The organism is Bernardetia sp. ABR2-2B (assembly GCF_037126435.1).
In the GTDB taxonomy this organism is placed as follows: domain Bacteria; phylum Bacteroidota; class Bacteroidia; order Cytophagales; family Bernardetiaceae; genus Bernardetia.
Map to the genome: position 1 here is coordinate 1,237,279 of NZ_CP147020.1, position 24,897 is coordinate 1,262,175.

The window sequence follows — 24,897 nt, forward strand, 5'->3', positions numbered from 1 at the left end:
CTTTTTATGGTCGGACTTACTTACGCAGCAAAAGCACTCACAGGCGCATTTGTGGGATATATCACAAATGATTTAGCAATTCAAATGCTTTTTAGAAAGCGTTTTGGTTTGGGGGGAATTTTCCTCAAAACACATCACGAATTTGTCATTAATATTAGTAAACTTGTTGAAAAAGATATTCTCAATCATAAAACGCTACTTCCACAGGTAGAAAATGAAGAATTTAGAAAGGCACTTCAAAAAACAGTTCAGACTTATATAGAAATAAAATTAGCTACTTCTGTTCCTGAAAACTTCACGCTGCAAGATATTCCCAAATTCAAGGAAGCAACAAATGTAATTAGAGAACAAGCAAAAAGCAATCTTCCTCAAACGCTAGAACCTTTTTTACTTCATCTTTCGAAAGAAACCACTTTAGGCCATGCTATTTCTGATGAGCAATGGCAAAGCGTAAGTAAAAATATTGTAAGCGAACTAATGGCTGGTGTTTCGGAATGGAATAGCTTAGAAAAACTGGTACGTGATTTTGCTGATGAGATTGGAGAAGAATCTATTTCATCGTTTATTCATCAAGATTTACAAAAGAATATCAAAGACGAGTTGCATTTTCTGACAGCAGATTTACATCTTTTATTAGAAGCACAACACAAAAAACCGATTGAAAACCTTATCAATCAAACTTTTGAAGAATTAGAGATTGAAGAGTTGGTAACCAACCTAGCCGAGCGAGTTTCGAAAAAACGTTTGATAGATATTTTGGGAGAAGAAAAGGCGCAGCATTTAGTAAAGGAAATTTTAGGACGTTTACAAGCCATTTTAGAAACTGAAGAAGGCATAAAAATAATAGATGTTTTTTCGGATTTCTTGATAAATACCTTAGAAAAAGAAGAAAAAACAATTTTCGAACTCTTAGATAAGAATACAAAAGTTACTTTAGAAAAATTCTTTGCACATCAGTTTCCTGCCATTTTGGTAAAAGTAATTGGATGGCTTTATTCTCGCCAAAGAGAATTAGAAATTTTGATTGACCAAACCTTTACAAATAATGTAGAATCTGGCTTCAAAAATTGGCTGGTAAAAGTCTTTGTAGGAAGCATCAGCCAGTCGACCGATATTATTGGAAAAGTAACGAGTATTATTGATTCGTATCGCCGAAATCCTGAACAGGTGGCAAAAGAACTGACACAGGAAGTGGTAGAATACTTGGAAAGTAAAAGTATTGGGGAAATTGTATCAGGACTTAAAACCCAAAATACAGTTGTTTCTCTGACCAAAATTTTGCGTAAAAATGTAGGCGATGCTCTCAATCGTATGGACGTAATGCCGATTGCAAAACTGTTTTTAGAAAAAGAAATTGGTGAGTTTATCCCTACTGAAAAGTTAATTCCATTTTTACTGACTAATCTAAATAAATTTAGGAAAGATTCTGTTCAAACGCTTATTTTTAACCCTAAGTTTTCTCAACGTCTGACAAATGAACTCACAAAAAGAGTAGATAAAATAACCAAAACGCCTTTAAATGAACTTGTAGCAGCCAAACAGCGTAAAAAACTAGCCATTAATTTTGAAAATTGGGCAGTAGAAAAATCTCAAAATCACAAAGAGGAAATAGCCAAGTTTTTAGCCAAGCATATTTCGAAAAGAGTAAATGAGCAGCCCATTAGTCGTCTTATTTCGGCAGACCAAATCGAAGAACTTGCCATTGCACTGACAGAAAGGGCAGATACGTACGCCATAGAATTATTAAAAGATATTGAAACTGGAGAAGTCAGAAATTATTTAACTTCACTCAAAAAGTTTCCTAGTCTTTCAGAAGATTTATCCAAAACGTTACACAAATTCCTAATTCAAAACCTTGATACGCTCGTTGAGGGACGCATTGAGGAAGTTGTTCAACTAAATCTAAGCCAACAAACCCCAGAAACTATCCGAACGATGGTAGAAAAGTTTATGGGAAAAGAACTTAAACCGATTACGGCTTTGGGTGCGCTTTGGGGTGGAATTGCAGGTGGTGCGCTCGCAGGAATGCCTGAAATTGGTCAGCCTGTTTTGAGATATACTGTTCCTGCTTTGGCGTATGGTGCAACAGGTTTGGGAACAAACTGGATTGCGCTACAAATGATTTTTAAACCCTATGAGAAAAAATATTTCCCTCTAACTGGAAAGAAAGTTGCCGTTCCTCTTACCCCCGGAATTGTCATTAAAAATCGTGAGCGTTTTGCCAATAATATGGGGAATTTTGTAGGCAATAAATTGATGAGTGAAGAAGGTTTGAGAACATCCTTTGAGCAGAGCAAAGATAAAATTCTGACAGGTGCAAAAAACTGGATTCAGTCAGATAATTATGCTAAAATTTATGAATACACAGAAGATTACAAGGCTTTTATTGCTCAAAAAGGAGCAGGTCTAGGTTGGAAATTAGTAGAAGATTTTACACAAGAAAATCAATTAATACCTTTATTAAAAAAAGGAATTGAACCTTATAAAAAATTTACTTTAGAGGATATTGATACAGCTTCTTTTGAAAGCACCGTTTTGAAATATATTCAAGATGATTCGCTTTCTAGTTTGGTTTCAGAAACAGCTTTTGAGCAAATTGAAAGCTACCTAAAAAGCCACGAAAACTTAGGTGATGCCCTTCCAAAATCTGTCAGAACGGTTTTATATGATAAAATAAAAAACTGGATTAGCTTAGAAATGGATTCATTTTTTGAGCAGTTGGATAGTGATGAACAAATTAATTACCTTATTAATCAACTCAACTCAGAGTTTGCAGAGAAAGCAACTGAAAGAACTATTCAGAGTTATTTGAGTAAAAAGCAAACTCGTAATTTAGAAACTAAACTTTCAGATTACTTGGTTGAGCAGCTTCAAGATACCAAAACACAAGGAAAAGTTTTTGAGTTTATAGACAAACACATTTCCACAGAAATTGCAGATGATAAAAAAATAGGAGAATTATTTGATGGTTCTTTGCTTAGTCTTCTAACGAATAATATTGATTTTATTATTCAGAAGATGATAGAAACAGGTGCAGAATGGCTCACTTCGAATAGTGAAGAAGTAGCAAACCAAGTATATGAAAAGGCGTATTCTGAACAAAAAGCAGCCTTCATTTATAAAAAAGCCATCAAAAAAACAGCAAAAGAACTTGCTACCGAAGGAATACCAAAGTTTTTATTGAAAGAAATTGAAAGTGTAAATCGTCTAGTTCATAATGAAGTAGAGCGAATTGGAGAGGTTTCTTTGGGAGAAGTCGGCGTAAAGCTCAATAATTCGTATTTAGAAAAAACAGTTTCTAATCTTTTAGGAAATGAAACGACACAAAAAGCAGTAAGAGATTTGACAAATCAGCTTTTGAAGACGCTTTTTCAAACTAAAGTTTCTACTTTTATTTCAGTAACGGATATTCATTCTTTAGAAGACTTACAAAACCTTCTTCAAACAGAATTAAAACTAGCAGGAAAGCACCTCAAAACGCATTATTTTTCGAATAAAAAACAGTTGCAAGAAAAGCCAAATGAGCTAATTATTGGTGTAATTGAATCTATTTTACAGAAAAACAGCTTTGAGAATCAAGAAAATAATTTGAGTTCGAATACAGCTTTGTGGCAACGAATTGATAAATCTGCACTCAAACAAACCATCGAAAAGGTAAGCAAACAGGTTTTGAAATCGGCTGCCTTAGATGCACAAGGGCGAAGAGTAGTGGCACTTTTATTTGAGCGAATAAAGAAAATTCCTGCTGATGAATTTGTAGATTGGACTATTTTAGAAAAGGACATTGCAAGTGCCATTCAGAAGCAATTAGATGAGCCTAAAAACAAAGCTCTTTTTGAGGAAGCCTTATCTCATTTTATTCAGAAAAATCTACTGCCAACACTCAAAAATATTCCGAATGAAAGTAAAGATTTTGCTGTGGAGCTATTGCTTAATGCAGGTTTGGAAGCTTTGCAAGAAGAATTACCTCATATTTTGGCTTCTATTCCGATAAAAGAAATCGTTGTGAAAGAAATTTCGCAGATGCCACCACAAGAAATTGAAGCTCTCTTTAATTCCTTTGCTAAAAAATACTTTGACAGGCTTGTCCAGTATGGTTTTGGGTTTGGGATTGTATTTGGTCTTACATTAGATACACTTTTGGAATTTGGGTTGGATTATATTCCTAAGTAAGCTTTTACATCAATAATTTAATTCAATGAAACATTTTCTAAGTCATAATAACAAAATATTCAAATCTATTGCATTTGTCTTGTCAGTAGTATTTTTCTATTCTTATTATGGACAGTTCTCTTATTATTCAATTATTTTCATTTCTAGTTTTATGGAGGGAAATAGCTGTTGTGGTACTGGATTACATTTTGATGACAGAGTTTTATTTGGACTATTTATTTCTATGATTTTATTTATGAGAATAAGCTTTTTGAAAGGGCTATTTACGACAATAGTATTAATCTTATTTGCCTTTGTAAAAACTATTTTTTTAGTGGGTTTTGATTACTTCTATGACGAAGTAGGGTGCTTATTTGATTACTTGATTTACAATGAATTTTTCGCTTTTTACTTACTCTATTTTTTGACTTTAAAAATTTGGAAAAGGTATAAGAAATGAAACCTTCCTGCCCTTGTTGGTGTTTTAGCGTAGCGACACTAACAAGAATATTTGCATAAAACTACTCATAACGGCACAGAATCTATATATTTCAATTAACTTTTCATTATCGTTTTTATAGACTTTTTGTGGTTTTACTATTGTCGGTGTCGCTTCGCTAAAACACCGACAATGGCAATAATCACTCTCTATCCTTCAAATATTTAAGCAAATCTACTAAATGCTGTTCAGAATGACCACGCATTATCACGTTTAAAAAAACCTATTTAATAACTCTAAAAGTCAAGTTAATTCTGTTTTCCTTAATTTTAGATTCTTTTGGAATCGAATGTTGCCAAAAATGTTGAATCTGTCCTGCCATAATTAGAAGTGAACCATTTGCTAAAGAAAACTCTAGTTTATTTGTCTTATTATCTATTTGACGCAATAAAAAACGACGAGTAGCACCAAAATTAAGAGAAGCAATCAGAGGATTTTGACCTAATTCTTTTTCATTATCATTATGCCAACCCATCGAATCTTGTCCGTCTCTGTACCAATTTAGTAAAACACTATTAAACTTTGTCGCTGTTTTTTTTTCTGTTTTATCCAAATTATCAATTAATTTCTCAATTTTATTTTTGATAAATACTAATTTTTCATTCCAAGCATTTGGCTCTAATTTCAGACCTGAATAAGAATAAGCTGCATCTTTATCTCCATACCAAGCCGAAAAACGAGGAACAAAAAGCTCTTTTCCAAATATTTTAATTTGGTCGTGTGTCCAATTTATATTTTCAAAATTTATTTCTGCTAATTTTTCTTTCTCAAATTTTCTCCAGTCTGTTGTTTTCCAATTTAAGTTTTCTTTGTTTTCTAAAAAGTAACTCATTGCCTCATCACTCAAATTAGTATCAAAAAAATGTGGAACAAAAATCAGTTTACCGTTTGGAATGGTAATAATAAATAACTTTTCTTTTTTATTGAAAGAATACGAATAACCTTCTTTTTGAAGTAATTTGAAAGGTAGTTTGTCTTGAAATGATGATTGATTGAATAAATCCATAAATTATTACTTAAAATTAAAACAAGTACATTAAGATTATAGTAGAAACTAAATTATAGATTAATTTTTCAAAAAATCTTTACCTAAATTGTAGATTATTTCCTAAAATATAAAAATACACAAATACATGTCTTCAAAAGTTACTTTAGTGGGTGCTGGTTTAGTTGGTTCTTTACTCTCAATTTTTATGGCAAAGAAAGGACTTGAAGTAGAAGTTTTTGAACGTCGTCCAGATTATCGTAAAATAGGTGCTGTTGGTGGTCGTTCTATCAATTTAGCATTGAGTGAAAGAGGTTGGAGGGCTTTGAAAGAAGCAGGAATAGAACAAACCATCAAAGGTATTGCCCTTCCAATGCGTGGACGAATGATGCACGATACTGAAGGTAACCTTACTTTTCAGCCTTACGGAAAAGAAAATCAAGCTATTTATTCAGTTTCTAGAGCCATTTTGAATGAGGCGTTAATGGATGTAGCCGAAAAGCAGCATAACGTAAAATTTAATTTTAATCAGCGTTGTGAAGATGTTGATATAAAAGATACAAAGGCAACTTTTGAAAGTGAAGAAGAAGAAAGCAACGCCAAAAGTTATAAAAGACAAACTATAAAATCTGATATTATCATTGGTGCAGACGGTGCTTTTTCGGCTGTTCGTGGACATATGCAAAGAATGCCTCTTTTCAATTATACGCAACATTATTTACCTCACGGATACAAAGAACTTCATATTCCTGCCAACGAAGACGGAACACATAGATTAGCTCCTGATGCCTTGCATATTTGGCCTCGCCATAGTTTTATGTTGATTGCTCTTCCAAATACAGATGGAAGTTTTACGTGTACGCTATTTTTACCTTTTGAGAGCGACAAAGGAAGCAAGGAAGCCTTTGAAAGACTAAATACAGACAAAGAAATAATGAGCTTTTTCGAAACTCATTTTGCTGATACCATTCCACTTATGCCTACTCTTTTGGAAGATTTTAAGCAAAATCCTACTTCTTCTTTAGTAACTATTCGTTGTTCACCTTGGGCGTATGAAGGTAATGTTTGCTTGATTGGTGATGCTTCTCATGCAATTGTTCCTTTTTATGGACAGGGAATGAATTCGGGTTTTGAGGATTGTTTTTACTTCAATGAGTTTTTAGAAAAACAGCTTGAAAAAGACGGAAACAATAAAATAAACTGGAAGGAAATGTTTGAAGAGTTTCAGGCTGAACGCATTCCAAACGCTAATGCTATTGCAGATTTGGCGATTCAGAATTTTATAGAAATGCGTGATAGAGTAGCTGACCCAGAGTTTTTGCTTAGAAAGAAAATAGAAGCTAAATTATATGAAAAGTTTCCTAGCCGTTGGATTCCTCAATATACAATGGTTACTTTTAGCCATTTGCCTTATTCGTATGCGCTCAATACAGGAAAAAAACAAGAACAGATTATGAATGAAATTATGAAGAAAAAAGATATCGAAAATAATTGGAAAAGCTTGGATTGGGAGGGAATTGTAGAAAAACTACACGAAGAAGAGAATTAGTCAAGTAGAATCTTTTTTGAAAAATTCACATATAAAAAAGACTTTAACCGAAATAAATTCAGTTAAAGTCTTTTTTATAATTTCTATGTTTACTATTCTTCAATAGAATCAAAATCAAAGGTTTCTAAGAATTTAGTTGTAAAATCTCCTTCTTTGAATTTTGGATGATCCATTAATTTCAAGTGAAATGGAATTGTAGTTTTTATTCCTTCAATTACAAATTCTTGCAAAGCTCTTTTCATTCTTACGATAGCCTCTTCTCTAGTCTGTCCGACAGAAATAAGTTTTGCAATCATAGAATCATAATGAGGAGGAATTGTATAACCTGCATAGACATGCGAATCTACACGAATACCATGACCACCAGGAATATGCAAATGTGTAATCTTACCAGGGGAAGGGCGAAAACCTTTCGTTGGGTCTTCTGCATTTATTCTACACTCAATACTGAATGATTTTGGATAATAATTTCTACCCGAAAGAGGCATTCCTGCAGCGAGTTTTATCTGTTCTTTTACCAAATCAAAACTAGTAACTTCCTCTGTAATAGGGTGTTCTACTTGAATACGAGTATTCATTTCCATAAAATAGAAGTTTTTGTATTTATCTACCAAAAACTCTACTGTTCCTGCACCTTCATATTTAATGGTTTTTGCAATTGCTATGGCAGCATCTCCCATTTCATCACGTAATTCTTGTGTCATTATAGGAGAAGGTGTTTCTTCTACCAATTTTTGATGACGACGCTGAATAGAACAATCTCTTTCGGACAAATGACAAGCATCACCTTTTCCATCTCCAAAAATTTGTATTTCTACGTGTTTTGGTTCTACTACAAATTTCTCTAAATACATAGCACTATTTCCAAAGGCAGCTTCTGCTTCTTGAGTTGCAGAATCCCACGCTTTCTGAAATTCGGATTCATCATTAATAATACGCATTCCCTTTCCACCACCACCAGCAGTAGCTTTGATAATGACAGGATAGCCTACTTCTTTTGCATTTTTCATTCCTTGAGCAACTGATTCCAAAAGCCCATCAGAACCTGGAACAGTAGGAACACCAGCAGCTTTTACGGTTGCTTTTGCAGTTGCTTTATCTCCCATTTGGTTTATCATTTCTGCACTTGCACCAATAAATTTTATATCATGTTCGGCACAAATAGCAGAAAATTCAGCATTTTCAGACAAGAAACCATAACCAGGATGAATGGCATCTGCATTTGTAATTTCGGCAGCAGCAATAATATGAGGGATTTTGAGATATGAATCTCTACTTGGAGCAGCACCAATACAAACAGCTTCATCAGCAAAACGAACATGCAAACTATCTTTATCAGCAAGAGAATAAACGGCAACCGTTTTGATTCCTAATTCTTTACAAGTTCTAATGATGCGAAGGGCAATTTCTCCTCTATTGGCAATTAATATTTTGTTAAAAAGTTTCACGCTTTAATCAGTTATCCTAATCAGCTATCAGTTACCAGTTATCAGTTACCAGCTAAATACAAATTTTGATTTAGTCGGTTTTGATAAAACAATAACTATTAACTAAAACAGTGTGTGAATGAAAAAATTAAATTGAGTAAATAATGATTAGTTTTTAGTGATAAGTTACTACTAATACAGATGTATTTTCATTCGTTAATCACTAATAATTAATCACTAATAATTAATTCGGTTCGATTAAGAATAAAGGTTGGTCGTATTCTACTGGAGTAGCATTTTCTACCAAAACTTTCACAACTTTACCTGAAACATCAGATTCAATTTCATTAAATAATTTCATTGCTTCGATAATACAAATCGTTTCGCCTTCTTTGATAGAATCACCTACACTTACAAAAGGAGGAGTTTCTGGATTAGCAGAACGATAAAAAGTGCCTATCATTGGAGACTTGACAGTAATATAATTTCCTGTGTCTGCTGGTTGTACAGTTTCTTCTTTTTTAGTTTCTGCTTGTGGCGTAGTTGTAGGAGCTTGTTGTTGTGCAACGGGTTGTTGAATAGGCGCAACTTGCTGTGTATATTGCTGAACAGGTTGTGCAGAAACGGTATGAGCTGCACTTCTCTTTACACTAACTTTAAATTTGTCTGTTTCTATATTTACCTCTTCAAGTCCTGTTTTGTTAATAAATTCGATAAGTTCTTGAAGTTCTTTTGGTTTCATGCTCATAAAATATGGCTTTTAGTGTGAGTAAAATCGTGTTAGGTCAGAATGAATACTTTATCTATTCATTTTTTGTTTAATGTCCTAAAAATAGAAATAAAAAACGGTTTTTGAGAAGTATCTATCAAAATACTTTCAAAAACCATTTATTTAAACTTTTAATTTTCTTATTTATTGCGAATACGTTCCATATAAGAACGTTCTGCTGTGTTTATCTTTATTAAGTCTCCTTCATTGATAAACAAAGGAACTTGAATTTCTGCTCCTGTTTCCAAAGTAGCTGGTTTTGTAGCATTGGTGGCTGTATCGCCTTTTACTCCTGGTTCGCTGTAAGTAACCAAAAGCTCAACATACCCTGGTACGTCGCATGTCAAAATCTCTTCTGTTTCTGCGTGTACCATCATTTCTACAATCATTCCCTCCTTTAAAAACTCTGAACGCTCTACTGCATCAGCAGGTACAAAAGTTTGTTCGTAAGTATCTCTATGCATAAAATGAAAGCTATTTTCATCTTTATACAAGTATTGATACGGACGACGCTCTACACGAACAGTCGTTATTTTGTGTCCTGCCGAAAATGTATTATCAAGTACACGCCCTGTAACTACATTTCTCATTTTGGTACGTACAAATGCAGGTCCTTTCCCTGGTTTTACGTGTAAAAACTCGGTTATTATATAGATTCCATTATTGTATTCAATACAAAGACCGTTTTTAATGTCTGAAGTACTTGCCATATTTTTTTTAGAATAACTCTCCTTAATTCTATTGCTTAGATAAAAAGAAGATATAAAAGACAAACTGAAAATTTATAAAGTGCAAAATTAAGAAAAGTAGTTGAGAGTTTGGTAATTATGAGATAAAAAGTCCTCTCAAATACAGAAAAAATCCATTAGAAAGATAAATTCCCAATGGATTCTTTATAAAAAAACGTATTTATACTTGAGAAATAAATTTTTTGAGCTTTTTCTATTCTATCTAATCTCGTAAAAGAAATTATTCCTTTACTTCATTTCCTCATCTTCTTGCCCATCATTACTTCTAAAATCATAGACTTTTTTAGCTCCATAAGCTGCCCCTGCTGCTAAAAGAAGTGAAAGACCACCATCTATCGGTGCAGTTAGTGCGCCAGGAGGATCAACTGGAAAACCTCCTCCTTGCCCAAAGGCAAAGTCTATAATGAAAAAGGAAATCAGAAATACTATTATTTTTTTGAACATACTGAATATATTTTGATGTAGATAATTTCTTTTTAGTAATAAATAGCCGTATCAATTATATTGAATACGGCTATTTTATAAAAATATTGCTTTTTTATTCTTTTACAATACGAACTGTCATTGTTTTGTCAGCATCAGAAACTTGAAGCAAATACAAACCAGAAGCGTGTTTTTCTAGGTCTACTGTACCTTCCAAGAATGCACCTTCTTTTGATTGCTCTGATTCAAAGATTGCTCTTCCTGTTGCATCAAACAAACGAATCGTATAAGTTCCCTCTCTGTTTGTTTTCAAACTATATGAAAAGCTGTTTGATGTTGGATTAGGATAAACCATCAACTTTTCATTTTCAAAGAAATCTTGACTTGCATCTGTTTTGAATAAAAGAACAAAACGCTTGATTTCATAACCTTTCTTAGCTTCAAACTTATAATCACCTTCTGCTTTCAAATTGTGAAGTGAATCAGTCAAAGAATCATACAAATAAAGTTCGTGTTTTGAATGGAAATATTTCATCGAACGAAGCGTAATTTCATAGTCTCCACCTTTCAAAATATTCATGGCTAAAGGTAGTGTTTGATTTTCTTTGAAACTTCCCAAACCATTGATTGCAAAATATTCAGTGTCCTCTGCATCTTCGTTGTATGAATACAAAGTAGATAATTTGCTATTGAACTTATGAATTTTGGCTGCATCATACTTTCCATCAAAATTAGCAGTTGCTCCGTTTTGAAAGTAAATAGTTGTTTCATCCAAAGTATTGTTTCCTTGTAATGCAACTCGTACTAAACCTTCTTTTGTATTTTGTGTTTCGGTAGTTTTGTAGAAACGAGTATCTGTATCCAAACGAACAGTATTATTCATATTAACTGTTCCTCCAGCTACTGTTCTGACAAAAAAGCCTTGCATAGAAGCAATTTCTTTTTTACCTCCATTATTTACAACACCTGTTCCTGCTACATATTCTGCAAAACGTCCGTCGTATTGACTGGTTGGAATTTCTAAATAAAGTGCATTTTCTACACCTATCGAAGCTGCATGAACGTTATCCCAATCAATCGGAGAAGGATAGGGATTACCGACCAAATTATAACCATCGGCTGCGTTTCCACTAGAATTAGTAACAGCAAGAGAAATATCTCCATTATTGAGTGTTCCGTTTAGGTCAATTGTTGTTCCCGTGGCGATATTGGCTTGATAGCCTTTTGCTACTTCCAAATTAGGAGTTGTTGGAACTTTATAGTTAGAAATAAAGTCATTGTAATAAGCACTTGTATTAGCTCTCCCATTTGTTTCATCATAATGAAAAAAGGTAGGGAAAGGACGAACAAAAGCTGGTTCTGGAGCTGTGTTGTAAGCTGTTGTCAGAACTAATCCCATATCATCTCCAAACTGTGAAACGGTAGCATTAGAAAAAGGAGAAGAAAACAAATGATAGCCCAAACCATCCGTGCCACCTACGTCTGAAACAGCAGGTAAATAGCGTTCCATAATAACTGTTCCAACGATGGTATTGGTTGTAGAACCATTTATGAGTAAAGCTGTTTCATCTGTTGTCGAACGAAGAGCAAAATTTTGTCCTGTATTGACAGTCATTTGTGCTGTTCCTTCCATTTCTAAGACTTTATTTATGCTCATATAGCCATCAATAATAAGACTAATTCCTGTATTTACTTTTATACCATCAATATTAATATCAGTATAATCTGTAAAAGCAGTAGGAGAAGTAAACGTTAGGTTTTTATCAACAACTACATTTTCATCATAAAGTCTAGCAGATGTTGGTTGAATCGTTTGACCTGCTACAGCTGCGTCTATGGCTGCTTGTATAGAAGGGTAATTAATACCTGTTTCTACTAAAAGTATATCGCCAGAAGAAGTATTTTCTCCCTGTACTACAAAATCATAAATGGCTTCATCACAATCGTTATTATTTATTGTAATGGTTGCGGTACTTGTTCCCGTCGAAGTAGCTGTAAAATTAACATCAAAAGTGGCTGTTCCACCTGCTGTAACAGTAGTTGGCACAGAACTTACTGTAAAATCAGTTGTATTATTTGAAGTGATTGAAGAAATATCTAAATCTTCTATGCCTGTATTTTCGATGGTGTAAGTTATTGTTCTAGCAATAGCTGTGTTTCCAAAATCTGTATCATCAGCCAAACTAGGTGTAACATCTCCATCAATAATAGAAACTGCATTTCCTAAAACACCAATTTCTCTAGCACCAGTTACAGTAACAGTTTGAATTGCTGTTGCTATGTTGCTATTCCCATCAGTTGCAGTCCAAGTTACTGTTGTAACTCCAATAGGAAAAGTAGCAGGAGCATCATTGGTAAAGGTAGGTGTTCCACAATTATCACTTCCTGTTGGAGTTCCTAAAGTTACTCCAGAAGCTGTACAAAGTCCTGCATCTGTATTAACTGTTACATTGCTCGGTGCTGTAATCGTTGGGTCAGTGTTATCTGTACTTGAATTAATGTTTCTGTTTATAGAGGCAGTACAACCATTACCACTTGCATCTGTTACCCAAAGAGTATAATTACCTGCCACGCTATTAGTGATATTTTGCGTAGTTGCTCCAGTATTCCACAAAAAAGAATAAGGAGGTGTTCCACCACTAACATCAAGACTAATACCACCACTATTAGTATTACAAGTAGCATCCGTTACGACTACATTAGTAATTCGTACTGCATCTAGTGCTGTAAAAGCATTCGTTTCTGTAAAAGTACAGCTTGCATCAGCCGAAAACACAGCTATAACATCTACTGAATTTCCGTCAGGTGTAAGTCCTGTAAGGGTTACGGTTTGAGGACTTGTGCCGATTGAAAAACTCTGTCCATTGACAACTAAATCCCCACTTGCTGGAGGATTAGAGTAAGTTACTGTTATGTCTTGAGCATATTCATACGTTCCATTTATTGGGTCTCCTCCTATACAATTTGTTTGAGTTCCTGCACTAATCGCTGTGATAGCACAAGGCGCAAAATCATTATCTGTAATTACAATACTTTGTGTTGTGCTTACTCCTAAAGTAGCACAAGAAGAGGGAGAAGAGATAGTTAGTATAGCCGTTTCTGTTCCTTCTATAAGAGCATCATCTACCACAGTAAAAGTTACTGCTCCAGTAGTTTGCCCATTTAAAATAGTTATTGTAGAGTTACTAATTGTATAATCTCCTGTTGTAATATCTGTTCCACTCACAACTAAATTTACTGACTGGTCTCCCGAAACAGCTTGTGATGCTGTTGCTGTAACTGTTATGGAAGTCGCAGCAGCTTCTGTGCCCGAATTTGAGCTTACAGAAAGGTTGATTGTAGGACGAGTATTAATAGTAAGAGAGGCAGATTGATTACTATTTACACTTGGATTTGAAGAAACTACACGAACTCTATAAGCTGTTGCTGTCGTTGCACCTGCTGGAATAGTCAATATAATTGGACTTGTTCCTGTTTGAGTAGCTATTGGTGTACCAAAATTACCTGCTGCATTTGATAATTGTGCTGTAAAAGTATTACCTCCATTAAAACTTCCTGTTGTATTGAAAGGAACACTAATTGTTTCTCCTGCACAATATGTAGTTGGGTTTATTGTTCCTAAAGTAATTGTTGGGGCATTTACCGTAACAGTTATAGTATTAAATGTACGAGTACAACCACTTCTTGTAGCAACAACTCTAAAATCATTGCTTGTTGTAAGTGTTTGAGTAAGTAATTGAATTGTTCCTCCATTTCCTGTAACTGGACTTCCTACATTTGCATTTCCATTTGATACGTCTTGTAATTGATAACTTACGCCTGTTTCTGAATTTGGAACTTCAATATTTGTAGTATTTCCACTTATGATAGTTGCAGGATTTGCTACAATCGTTCTATCTAATGGAAGTGCATTAATCGTAAGTGCAACTGATTGATTACTATTTACACTTGGATTTGAAGAAACTACACGAACTCTATAAGCTGTTGCTGTCGTTGCACCTGCTGGAATTGTCAATGTAATTGGACTTGTTCCTGTTTGAGTAGCTATTGGTGTACCAAAATTACCTGCTGCATTTGATAATTGTGCTGTAAAAGTATTACCTCCATTAAAACTTCCTGTTGTATTGAAAGGAACACTAATTGTTTCTCCTGCACAATACGTAGTTGGGTTTATTGTTCCTAAAGCGATTGTAGGTGCAGCTGTTACACTAACAGTTATATCTTCACTTATTATTGTAAGTCCTGTAACTAATGTATTTGTTACTCTACACGTATAAGTTCCTGCATCTCCAACTACAAGACTAGGAATCGTATAAGTTGCACTCGTTGCTCCACCTATTGGAGTAGCTCCTTTATACCATTGATACTGATTATTTGCGCCTGTAATAGTACCATCCATAGTTATGCTTTCTCCTACATTATTATTGTAAGTATCTTGTGGTACTTGGTATATAGCTTGTGGAGAATAATTGAAAGTTGCAGGATTTGGATTTGTTCTAGTCGCTTCTAAAGGAGCAAATTGAAGGTTGTTATTACCTACATCTAACCTATTCAACCCTGTAGAATTGCTAAGGTTAGGATAATTTGTAAATTGATTACTACTCAAAAATAATCCTTCAAGGTTACTAAGGTTATTTAATAACGGAATTACTCCCGTCAAATTATTATCTTGTAATTCTATTCTAGTTAAGTTAGATAGATTATTAATTTGGGAAGGTACTGTCCCTGTTAGATTATTATCTCCTACAATAAATCTTTGCAGACTAGTCATAGTACCAATTTGTGTAGGGATACTTCCACTTAATAGATTGCCATAAAGGTCTAACTCTGTTAAATTTGTTAAGTTGCCGATGGAAGTAGGAATATTTCCAGTAATCTGATTAAAACTAAGCACTAACTCTATAAGGTTAGTTAAATTACCTATTTGAGTAGGCAAAGTTCCACTAATTTGATTAGGATTAGCTGCTGCAATAGTATTGAGCCTCAGAACTTGTAGAGCTGTCAAATCACCAATTTGAGTAGGAATAGAACCTACTAAGTTATTATTAGTAAGGTTAAGTTGTGTTACTCTACCTCCTACCACAGTAACTCCATGCCAAGAGTTATCTACTGTATTACTAGCAGGAGTTTGAGAAGTATTCCAATTGGTGTTATTTGTCCAACTATTTCCGTTAGTAGAGTTATATAAAGCTACTAAAGCATTATAATCTGCAATAGAGACTTGTGCAGAGGAGGTTTGAATTTGGAAAACCCCAAACAAAAGAGAAAAGAGAAAAAGGAAGTGAATATTTTTCATTTAAAGTTAAAATTTAGTGAATGATTTGAAGCAGTCTTGCGATTAAGTAACAATGAATGTACGAAGAATGGTAGATATTGTACTAAAATAAGATGTTGATTTTTTGTTGATTCTTCTCAAAAAGTAAAATTTTACTCAAAAACCCTTACAAAGTTATATAAATACCTTGTTAAGTTTAATAAAAAATTAGTTTGTATAAATTTTTCTATTGAGAATTTGACTCATTACAATCAGTATTTTCACAAAAACAACAACACTATACAAATATTCTACTTGAAAAAAAGCCTTTGTTTCTCTACCTTTATATTTTTACTAATCTAAATCTAATTACATGTCTATTTCCATAAAAAAACTTACTCCTACTTCTACTTTTGATAACTCATTAATTGAAACTATCAATGAATTTCTTTTCAAACATTTAGAGCAATATGGCGATCCAAAAGCTGACATCAGAAAGGCTATGGAATATTCACTTTCAGAAGAAAAAGGCAAAGGTGGCTATATTTTTTATGCGATAGAAAATGAAGGAGAGAATGAAAAAATTGTTGGTGCAACGGTCATCAATGAAACAGGAATGAAAGATTATATTCCAGAAAACATCTTAGTTTATATTGCCGTTGATGGTTCTCAACGAGGAAAAGGAATTGGTAAGAAAATTATGGAAGAAGCATTAAACGAGGTAAACGGTTCAGTCGCACTACACGTAGAACCAGACAATCCTGCCAAGAAACTCTATGAAAGACTCGGTTTTACAAATAAATATTTAGAAATGCGTTGGAAGAAATAGGGAACTAGGAGATAGGAATTGGGAACTAGGAAATGAAAAATTCATAATTACGTTTTGATTCTCTTGATTTCTCTCCTTATTCTCTGTGTTCTCTGTAACTCTGTGTTTAAACTGTATTCTTTATCATGAAAAAAACTCGTCAAAGCCTTCATAAAATAGCCGAACTTTCTAATCAAGAATATAAAACTGCCCAGTTTGTAGTTGATTTTCTCGCAACCTGCAATCCTACTTCTATTCATCAAAATATAGGAAATACAGGAATTATAGCTATTTGGGAAAGTAAGAATTTTGATTCAACTAAACACAAAACGATTGCTTTTCGTGCCGAATTAGATGCTTTACCTATTCCAGAACTGAATGATTTTGAATATAAATCAATTCATAATGGCGTTTCGCATAAATGTGGACACGACGGACACATGACAATTTTGCTCGGTGTTGCTAATTATTTGAAAGAGAATTTTGATAAAATAAATCAAGAAAGTAATAAAAGAATAATCTTACTTTTTCAACCTGCCGAAGAAACAGGAGAAGGAGCTTTACAAATGCTTGAAGATGAAAAAATGAAAGCTCTTGACTTAAAAATTGATTATTTTTTTGCGCTTCATAATATTCCTTCTTACGAAAAAAATCTGATTGTTTGTAGAGAAAACACCTTTGCAGCAGCTTCTACTGGAATAATTGTAGAATTTGAAGGGCTTACCTCTCACGCTGCCGAGCCACAAAATGGAAAAAATCCTGCCTTAGCACTTAGTCAGCTCACTACTTTTCTTTATTTTTTATCAGAAAAAGTTATAGAACAAAAAGAAAATAAAGATTTTGTGTTAGTAACGGTTGTAGATGCTATTTTGGGAGAAACATCAAGAAAAAGTCTTAGTGAAATTGCTTTTGGTGTTTCTCCTGCAAAGGCACGAGTTTGTGCTACTTTGCGAAGTTATTTAGATGAAGATTTAGAGTTATTATCTAAAAAAACAGAACAAAAAGCACAAGAATTAGCTAAAAAATATGATTTAAAACTCAAAATTAGCTATTCAGAAAAATTTGCAGCCACTACAAACACCAAAAAAAGTATAGAGTTAATCCAAAAAGTAGCTAAAAAACTAGGTTTAGAGTATCAAAATAAAGAAAAACCGTTTAGCTGGTCGGAAGATTTTGGGCAATTTACTAATCGTTTTGAGGGTGCAATGTTTGGTTTAGGTTCAGGAAAAAATACGCCAGAACTTCATCATTCTGATTATGACTTTCCTGATGAAATTACACAAACTGGAATAAATATGTTTGTCAGTTTGATAGAAGAAATAGAATAGTTTTTGTAATAATTGACATTTTAAAACATATTCAGTTTTATTTCATAATTTCGCTTCTTAAAATTAAATAGTCTAAAGATTGATATGAAAAACCCTGTTCTTCGCTTCGTAATTTTGTTTGTGGTTATTTATGGAAGTTGGTATTTGCTATATGAGCTTTGGTTAGCAGAAAATACACCTGTTGATAGGATATTGATGACATGGGTAGGGCAAAGCAGTGCAAAATTACTAAATTGGTTAGGTTTTGAAGCCTCTTATCAAGCACTTGCCCATACTGTTTACCTCAAATCTATGGCTTGTGTTTCTGTAGGCGCACCTTGTAATGGACTTGCACTTTTTGCGCTTTTTGCTTCTTTTATTGTAGCAACTCCCGTTTCTATCAAACCCAAACTTTTGTTTATTCCTTTGGGTATTATCGTTATTTTTCTACTCAATGTGATTCGTATTGCAGCTCTTACTCTAAATTTCAAATATTACCCTGAAACTGTAGATATTAATCATCATTATGTATTTGCTTTTTTTGTCTATGGCGTTACTTTTTGGATATGGATTATTTGGGTAAATAAGTTTATGATTCCTAGCTTGAAAAAAAAACAAGTCTAAGTTAATTACACTTGACTTGTGGATGATTACATACTACTAAATCTTAGAGAAAAAATAAGTTTACAGAAAAAAATATGTATCTTTAGATAAATCAACTTTTTAGACTTTTATTTTTGAACCTAAATTTACTTATTATGAATTGGTTAGTATGGATTATTTTTGGACTTATTGCAGGGGCTATTGCAAAATTTATTATGCCTGGTAAAGACCCTGGTGGTTTTATCGTTACCATTATTATCGGTATCGTTGGTGCTGTGGTAGGTGGTTACTTAGGAACAATGTTTTTGGGCATTGGCGTAACTGGATTCAACCTTCCAAGTATGGGAGTTGCTATTGGTGGTTCGTTATTACTTCTTTTTCTTTATCGTTTAATTAAGAAATAATTGCTCCATTCAAAACACATAGCCTTCCAACTCAATTTAAAACTGATTTGAAAGGCTTTTTTTAGGTCTTAGATTAGTTGCTAATATAAACCATTTCTCCATCTACATACGTTTGCAATACATGTGTATTACGCAAAAGACGATTATCCGTATTCATAATATCTGTATCAATTAGAATAAAGTCAGCAAATTTTCCAGCTTCAATACTTCCTTTTTCATTTTCCTCAAAAGCTGCATAAGCTGACCAAATTGTCATTGCTTTTAGAGCAACCTCACGAGTTACGGCATTTTCCATCTGAAAGCCTTCTTTCGGATTTCCCAAACCATCTTGCCTTGCAACGGCTGCATGAAAAGTAGCAAAAGGATTAACTGCTTCTATTGGAAAATCAGTTCCGAAGGCAATCATATCATTTTGTTCGTAAAGCTCACGATAAGTATATGCATGAGCCATTCGGACTCTTCCTAAACGAGTTTCTACCCAAGGCATATCCGAAATAGCGTGAGTAGGCTGTACAGAGGGAATAATTTTGAATTTTTTGAATTTCTCTAAATCATCGTGATGAACAACTTGAGCATGTTCTATTCGCCAACGCAAATCTTTGTTTTTGTTCTCTTCTGAACCCAAAAACTCTCCGTATAAATCTAAGAATATACGGTTGGCAGAATCTCCAATACAATGAGTATTTACTTGAAAACCTTTATCAGCAAATTTTTTGATAAGCTGACGATATTCATCTGTACTCCTCCACATTGCACCATAAGCTGATGCACTATCCGAATAAGATTCTAACATAGCTGCACCGTACGAACCCAACGTACCATCAGCAAATAGTTTCAAAGCTCCTGCATGAAGACGGTCAGTTTTGATTGTTCCTTTTTCTAAAAAATAATCTTGATTTTCTTCTGTTGGGTCAATCATCGTATAGATACGCAACTTCAAAGATTCTTCTCGGTGCATACTATCCAAAAGCTCAAACATTTCTTTATCCATAAGTGCATCTCCTACCGAAGTTACGCCATTCTGAAAACAGACTTTTTCTGCTCCTTGAAATGCTCTTTTCATTTCTTCCTCTGTTGTTTGAGGCATTTTTTCAGTAGCTAGATTAATAGCCGTTTCATACAAAAGACCATTCAAACCTTTGAGTCCTTTTTCCTTGTTTTCTTTTCCTTTTTCGCCTTTGTCTTCATAAACTCCTAATGTACCTCCTTTGGGCATTTTGGAATATTGATTGATACGAGCTTCTGATAATGCTTTTTGATTAACTAAAGCCACATGTTCGTCTATTCGCTTCAAAAAAACAGGAATATCTGGAAAGGCTTCATCTAATGCTTCTTTTGTTGGAAGAATAGCAGGATTCCAATTATTCTGATTCCAACCATAGCCCTTTATCCATTTTTTATCTGGGTTTGCTTCTCTATATTGTTTCAAAATTGTGATTACCTCATCAAACGATTTAGCTTCACTTACGTTGGCTTCTTCTAATTTTTGTCCTAGCCAATACAGATGGGCATGTGCATCAATAATTCCAGGTAAAATATACTGTTTTTGGGCATCGACAATTCTTGCACTCGTATATTTTTTCAAAATATCTTTACTTTTTCCTACTTCTACAAATTTTCCATCAAGAATAGCAAAGGCTTCTTTTTGTGAAAAATCTTTATCAACAGTATAAACTCTTGCATTATGGACAATCAAATCAACAGCTTCTTTAGAAGAACAAGACGAAAGTGTACTAGACATAACTAATAAAAGGGCTAAAACGAGAAAATTAGAAAAAATAAAAGTATAGAAACAAGAAGACAAATAAAGTAAATATGGTTTCATAGTTAAATTTGTCAGTATAAATAAAATCAGAAATAAAGTTAGAAACTACAAAATTGAAATTGCTTAGGCAAAATTGAATATCAAAATTAGCTAATTTAAACTATTTCTCTTTCTTTTTTCGAAAGAAATACCAAAACACCGATTTAGCAAAAGGTGTATCTTTTCCTTACAAAATTTGCTTATACTTCCTACTTTATTTTTACCTTTGTAGTATGGAAAATACAGAAAATAATACAGAACACGGAGAAGAAAACTCTACTTCGCTTTACCTCGTTCCGACACCTATCGGAAACTTGGCAGATATTACACTCAGAGCCTTAGAAACACTCAAAAAAGTAGATTTGATATTAGCAGAAGATACACGCAAAACAGGTGTTTTGTTAAAACACTATGAAATAAAACAACCTTTACAAAGCTATCACGCTCACAATGAACATCATACTGTTCAGAAGTGGGTAGAGCAAATGCAGCAAGGAAGTGTTTTTGCACTCGTTTCTGATGCTGGAACACCTGCCATTTCTGACCCTGGTTTTTTACTAGTACGTGAAGCCTTAAAAGCAAATTTAGAAATAGAATGCTTGACTGGTGCAACAGCTTTTGTTCCTGCCCTTGTAAAATCAGGATTACCTAGCGAACGTTTTTGTTTTGAAGGATTTTTACCACACAAAAAAGGTAGGAAAACACATTTGGAAGCCTTAGCAGAAGAAAAACGAACTTTTATTTTATACGAATCTCCTCACCGACTTATCAAAACACTTACACAACTTGCCGAAGTTTGTGGAAATGATAGAAACGCATCTGTTTCTCGTGAGCTTACAAAAGTCTATGAAGAAACCAAAAATGGAACTTTAGAAGAAATAATAGATTATTTTTCAAATGATGGAAAGGTAAAAGGAGAGTTTGTAATTGTGGTGGAAGGAAAAACAAAAATAGCGAAATCAGTTAGTAGTAAACGGTAATCAGTTACCAGATTAATTTCAAAATACTTTTATTCCTTAATCCATTCAAAAATGCAAAATTTACTTTTTGATTATCTTTCCAAATACATTGCTATTTCAGAAGAAGAAAAAAAGGCAATTACTGACTTAGATATGTTTAGGAATTATGAAAAAGGAACTATTTTATTAGAAACTGGACAATCTTCAGAGAAAGGATATTTTGTTATAAAAGGTTGCCTAAGAACGTATTATATAATTGAGGGGGAAGAAAAAACGACTAATTTCTATACAGAATTAGAATCTCTTGCGCCTGTTTGTAGTATCACTAAAAAACCGTCTGAATATTCTGTTTCTTGTGTAGAAGATTCTATTATTATGGTTTCAGACCCAAGTATGGAAGAGGTTATTTTTGAGAAGTTTCCACGTTTCGAAACGCTTTGTAGGGTTTTATCAGAAGAATTATTAGTAAATCATCAAACTACTTTTGATAATTTTAAAATCTCTTCGCCAGAACAGCGTTATCTCAACTTGATGAAAAATAGACCTGACCTTTTACAACGAGTACCACAATATCAACTAGCGAGTTATTTGGGAATTAAGCCTCAATCTTTGAGTCGTTTGCGTAGTAGATTAGCAGAAAAAGGAAAATAAATACGCTTTTTTTCTGAATTTGAGTTTTTTATTAACTTTAGTGAACGAGATAAAGCATAGCACCAACTTATTTTTGTGTATTCATTTTATAGAACTCTAAACAAAAATAACGTTATGAAACTCAAACTACTTTTATTAATAGCTTTTCTTGTTGCTCTACTTTTTACTTTTTCTATCCAAACAGCAAATGCTCAAACTGATTCTACCTATAAAAAACACTTTATAGGAAGCACTTTTTTTATGTTAGGAAATCTTCTCCCTGAAAATAAACCTGATTTTGTTCAACTAAATTTAGGTTATAGAATAAATCCGAAAAATGTAATTTCAGTAGAGTTTAAAACATGGAAATATGAATGGTCATTGGGTATTCCGTATGGAAAATCATACGAAGCACCTGAAGAGAAGTTTCCAGGGTATATTAGAGAGTATGGTGTTGCAGTTGCTTATCAGCATTTTTGGTGGAAAGGGTTGTATAATGCTGTTCATGCTATGAATGCTCATCAAACTTTTGTAGATGAAGAGGGTAAAAAAATAAAAAATGGGTATCAATTATTTATGACCTATCGTTTGGGTTATCAATTCAAATTCTTTAAAAATCGCTTTTTTCTTGAACCTTCTATTGCAATTACTCACCGTCCTTTCCATACTAAGATGCCAGAATCGTTTAAAGTTTGGGACGATAAATGGTCAAAATTCTTTTTTGGAGAACCAGGGTTACATTTTGGGTTTAATTTTTAGTTAGAAATAGAAAATTCTGTAAAATAAAAAAATGTTTGCCTATATTTTTAAAGGAATATAGTCAAACATTTATGCTTTGTAATTATAAAAGAATAATAAAGTATCTTTGATTAATTCTAACCGAATTCTATATGATAAATCTAATCTAATAAATTCATGCAAAAATACATTCTATCATTAATTATCATTCTATTTTCTCAATTTATTATTTTTCAATCTTCTGCACAAGACAAAAAAGTATTTCCTTTTGGTGTCATTGAAGAAATTGATTCAAAAGCATTAAACGAAAAAAGAACACTCAATATTTATCTTCCACAAGGTTACAATCCAGATTCGGCAGCCGTTTATCCAGTTATTTATGTGCTTGATGGTTCTCAATATGAAGATTTTCCACATATTGCAGGGTTAGCGCAGTTTATGAATATGTATGAAATTTTGCCTAAATCTATTGTAGTCGGAATTTCGAATTTAGGAAAATCAAGATATAGAGATTTTACATATCCAAGTGATGACAAACAGGATTTGAAGGCAATTCCGAATAATGGAGGCTCTGAAAAGTTTATGGCGTATATAGAAAATGAGGTAATTCCTTTGATAGAAAAAAACTATAAAACTGATTCTCACAAAACCATTATTGGGCAATCTTTGGGAGGACTTTTGGCAACAGAAATTCTATTCAAGAAATCCCATTTATTTGATGATTATGTCATTGTAAGTCCATCGCTTTGGTGGGACAATCAAAAAATGGTGCGAAAAGCTAATGATTTCTTAGAGAATTTATCAAAAAACATTGCTGAAACTAAAGTAGAAAATACAGATTATAAAAAACGAATTTTTGTTTCTTTAGGCGAAGAACATCCAGTTATGCACAAAGTAGCTGATAAATTAGTTGATTCAATCAAAAAACTAGAAGAAACTAAGAACGGAACAATTACTCTTTTTTATGAACCTATTTTAGACCAAAACCACGCTACTATTTTACATTTAGCTGTCTATAAAGCCTTTGAGAAATTTCATAAGAAAGATGAAGAGAAAAAATAATTATATAAAAAAAGGACTTTCAAATTAGCTTTGAAAGTCCTTTTTTTTGATTTTACCCATATTTTTTTTGTACACAATCATAAAAATCAAATTCATAAGAGCTTTGTAATAATACAATTATCCATTATTTAACCTCCAATTTTCCAAAAAAGTACGTGTTTTGTTGGGAAAGTAAAGAAAGCTAAAAGGCAAACGATTGCCATGTTTTGCTCTGAACTCTTGTAATGTACTTCCACGAGGAGGGAAAATACAAACATCATAATTCCTTTTAAAGCTAAGAGCAAACTGTTCGAATTCATACTCTGTCATTCCTTTGAAAAGCTTATCTTTCTCTATACTTAGTATTTTTCCTTGAGAGTTGGTAATAATATGAAAATAAAAACGATGATTACTTGCTTTATCTTGCTCACATAAATCATCATACCATTCTTTACTAAAGGTTTCTATCAGACAAAGTTCTATTTTTTGATAATTTTCTACAATACAGTCTCTGTCTTTTACAGGAATTGAACTCAAGAACATTTCGTTTTCTACTACTTTTGATTCTAAATGATAAAAATTGAAAGAGGACAAAATAAGATATAGCAGTGGAAGCAAAAAGAGTAAATTTTTATCTTTCATAAAGTTGATTAATTGTGTGAATAGGATATTTTCTATTATAATCTACTAAAATCAATCCATAATTCTACGAATTGCTTATAAGGTTTTGAAAAAATGAATTATCAACATTTTATCAATATACTAAATTATCAGATTCTTTACTAAAGAGAGAAAG

Annotated in this window: 18 protein-coding genes; 10 read left to right on the forward strand and 8 right to left on the reverse strand. The window is 33.1% G+C overall.

Annotated features, from left to right (window positions below):
* Positions 1–6: 6 nt before the first annotated feature.
* Entirely contained in the window at positions 7–4,173 is a 4,167-nt protein-coding gene (locus WAF17_RS05130; RefSeq protein WP_338767099.1) for a DUF445 family protein, read from the forward strand.
* A 701-nt stretch (positions 4,174–4,874) separates the two neighbouring features.
* Here the strand turns inward: WAF17_RS05130 and WAF17_RS05135 are convergent.
* Positions 4,875–5,657 carry an alpha-ketoglutarate-dependent dioxygenase AlkB gene (locus WAF17_RS05135; RefSeq protein ID WP_338767102.1) on the reverse strand — a complete coding sequence of 261 codons (783 nt, stop codon included), beginning with the start codon at positions 5,655–5,657 and terminating at the stop codon, positions 4,875–4,877.
* Between the two features lie 127 nt (positions 5,658–5,784).
* On the opposite strand from WAF17_RS05135, the gene WAF17_RS05140 reads away from it, so the two are divergent.
* On the forward strand, positions 5,785–7,185 hold the full coding sequence (locus WAF17_RS05140) for an NAD(P)/FAD-dependent oxidoreductase (RefSeq protein ID WP_338767104.1): 1,401 nt from the start codon (positions 5,785–5,787) through the stop codon (positions 7,183–7,185).
* A gap of 92 nt (positions 7,186–7,277) precedes the next feature.
* Here the strand turns inward: WAF17_RS05140 and accC are convergent, their stop codons facing one another.
* The 5 genes from accC to WAF17_RS05165 all read right to left on the reverse strand — a co-directional run bounded on the left by accC (position 7,278) and on the right by WAF17_RS05165 (position 15,849).
* Complete coding sequence (gene accC, locus WAF17_RS05145) at positions 7,278–8,633, reverse strand: acetyl-CoA carboxylase biotin carboxylase subunit (RefSeq protein WP_338767107.1); 1,356 nt, start codon at positions 8,631–8,633, stop codon at positions 7,278–7,280.
* Positions 8,634–8,856: 223 nt separating this feature from the next.
* Positions 8,857–9,354 carry an acetyl-CoA carboxylase biotin carboxyl carrier protein gene (gene accB / locus WAF17_RS05150; RefSeq protein ID WP_338770147.1) on the reverse strand — a complete coding sequence of 166 codons (498 nt, stop codon included), beginning with the start codon at positions 9,352–9,354 and terminating at the stop codon, positions 8,857–8,859.
* 167 nt (positions 9,355–9,521) lie between these two features.
* Entirely contained in the window at positions 9,522–10,091 is a 570-nt protein-coding gene (gene efp / locus WAF17_RS05155) for an elongation factor P (protein ID WP_338767110.1), read from the reverse strand.
* 267 nt (positions 10,092–10,358) lie between these two features.
* Positions 10,359–10,574 (reverse strand): hypothetical protein, encoded by a 216-nt coding sequence (locus WAF17_RS05160; RefSeq protein ID WP_338767113.1) that lies wholly within the window; start codon positions 10,572–10,574, stop codon positions 10,359–10,361.
* 94 nt (positions 10,575–10,668) lie between these two features.
* The gene (locus WAF17_RS05165; RefSeq protein ID WP_338767116.1) at positions 10,669–15,849 is read right to left on the reverse strand and encodes a choice-of-anchor D domain-containing protein; all 5,181 of its coding nucleotides are present in this window, start codon (positions 15,847–15,849) and stop codon (positions 10,669–10,671) included.
* 331 nt (positions 15,850–16,180) lie between these two features.
* Here WAF17_RS05165 and WAF17_RS05170 point away from each other — a divergent pair, with 331 nt between their 5' ends.
* The 4 genes from WAF17_RS05170 to WAF17_RS05185 all read left to right on the forward strand — a co-directional run bounded on the left by WAF17_RS05170 (position 16,181) and on the right by WAF17_RS05185 (position 18,929).
* Positions 16,181–16,636 (forward strand): GNAT family N-acetyltransferase, encoded by a 456-nt coding sequence (locus tag WAF17_RS05170; RefSeq protein ID WP_338767118.1) that lies wholly within the window; start codon positions 16,181–16,183, stop codon positions 16,634–16,636.
* Positions 16,637–16,761: 125 nt separating this feature from the next.
* Entirely contained in the window at positions 16,762–17,943 is a 1,182-nt protein-coding gene (locus tag WAF17_RS05175) for an amidohydrolase (protein ID WP_338767120.1), read from the forward strand.
* An 84-nt stretch (positions 17,944–18,027) separates the two neighbouring features.
* Positions 18,028–18,546: an exosortase family protein XrtF gene (xrtF, locus tag WAF17_RS05180; RefSeq protein ID WP_338767122.1), complete on the forward strand. Its 519-nt coding sequence runs from the start codon at positions 18,028–18,030 to the stop codon at positions 18,544–18,546.
* Positions 18,547–18,680: 134 nt separating this feature from the next.
* Positions 18,681–18,929, forward strand: a complete 249-nt coding sequence (locus WAF17_RS05185) for a GlsB/YeaQ/YmgE family stress response membrane protein (RefSeq protein ID WP_338767125.1) — start codon at positions 18,681–18,683, stop codon at positions 18,927–18,929.
* A gap of 73 nt (positions 18,930–19,002) precedes the next feature.
* Here the strand turns inward: WAF17_RS05185 and WAF17_RS05190 are convergent, their stop codons facing one another.
* Positions 19,003–20,670, reverse strand: coding sequence for an amidohydrolase (locus WAF17_RS05190; protein ID WP_338767127.1), 1,668 nt, complete (start codon positions 20,668–20,670; stop codon positions 19,003–19,005).
* A gap of 296 nt (positions 20,671–20,966) precedes the next feature.
* Between WAF17_RS05190 and rsmI the strand changes: the two genes are divergently transcribed.
* From rsmI to WAF17_RS05210, 4 genes are all read left to right on the forward strand, one after another.
* A complete protein-coding gene (gene rsmI, locus WAF17_RS05195) occupies positions 20,967–21,713 on the forward strand; it encodes a 16S rRNA (cytidine(1402)-2'-O)-methyltransferase (RefSeq protein ID WP_338767129.1) in 747 nt (248 codons plus the stop codon).
* A gap of 51 nt (positions 21,714–21,764) precedes the next feature.
* Complete coding sequence (locus WAF17_RS05200; RefSeq protein WP_338767131.1) at positions 21,765–22,343, forward strand: Crp/Fnr family transcriptional regulator; 579 nt, start codon at positions 21,765–21,767, stop codon at positions 22,341–22,343.
* A 114-nt stretch (positions 22,344–22,457) separates the two neighbouring features.
* Positions 22,458–23,081 (forward strand): hypothetical protein, encoded by a 624-nt coding sequence (locus tag WAF17_RS05205; protein ID WP_338767134.1) that lies wholly within the window; start codon positions 22,458–22,460, stop codon positions 23,079–23,081.
* Positions 23,082–23,237: 156 nt separating this feature from the next.
* The gene (locus WAF17_RS05210; protein WP_338767136.1) at positions 23,238–24,122 is read left to right on the forward strand and encodes an alpha/beta hydrolase-fold protein; all 885 of its coding nucleotides are present in this window, start codon (positions 23,238–23,240) and stop codon (positions 24,120–24,122) included.
* Between the two features lie 117 nt (positions 24,123–24,239).
* On the opposite strand, the gene WAF17_RS05215 is transcribed toward WAF17_RS05210, so the two are convergent.
* On the reverse strand, positions 24,240–24,743 hold the full coding sequence (locus WAF17_RS05215) for a hypothetical protein (protein WP_338767138.1): 504 nt from the start codon (positions 24,741–24,743) through the stop codon (positions 24,240–24,242).
* Positions 24,744–24,897 lie beyond the last annotated feature (154 nt).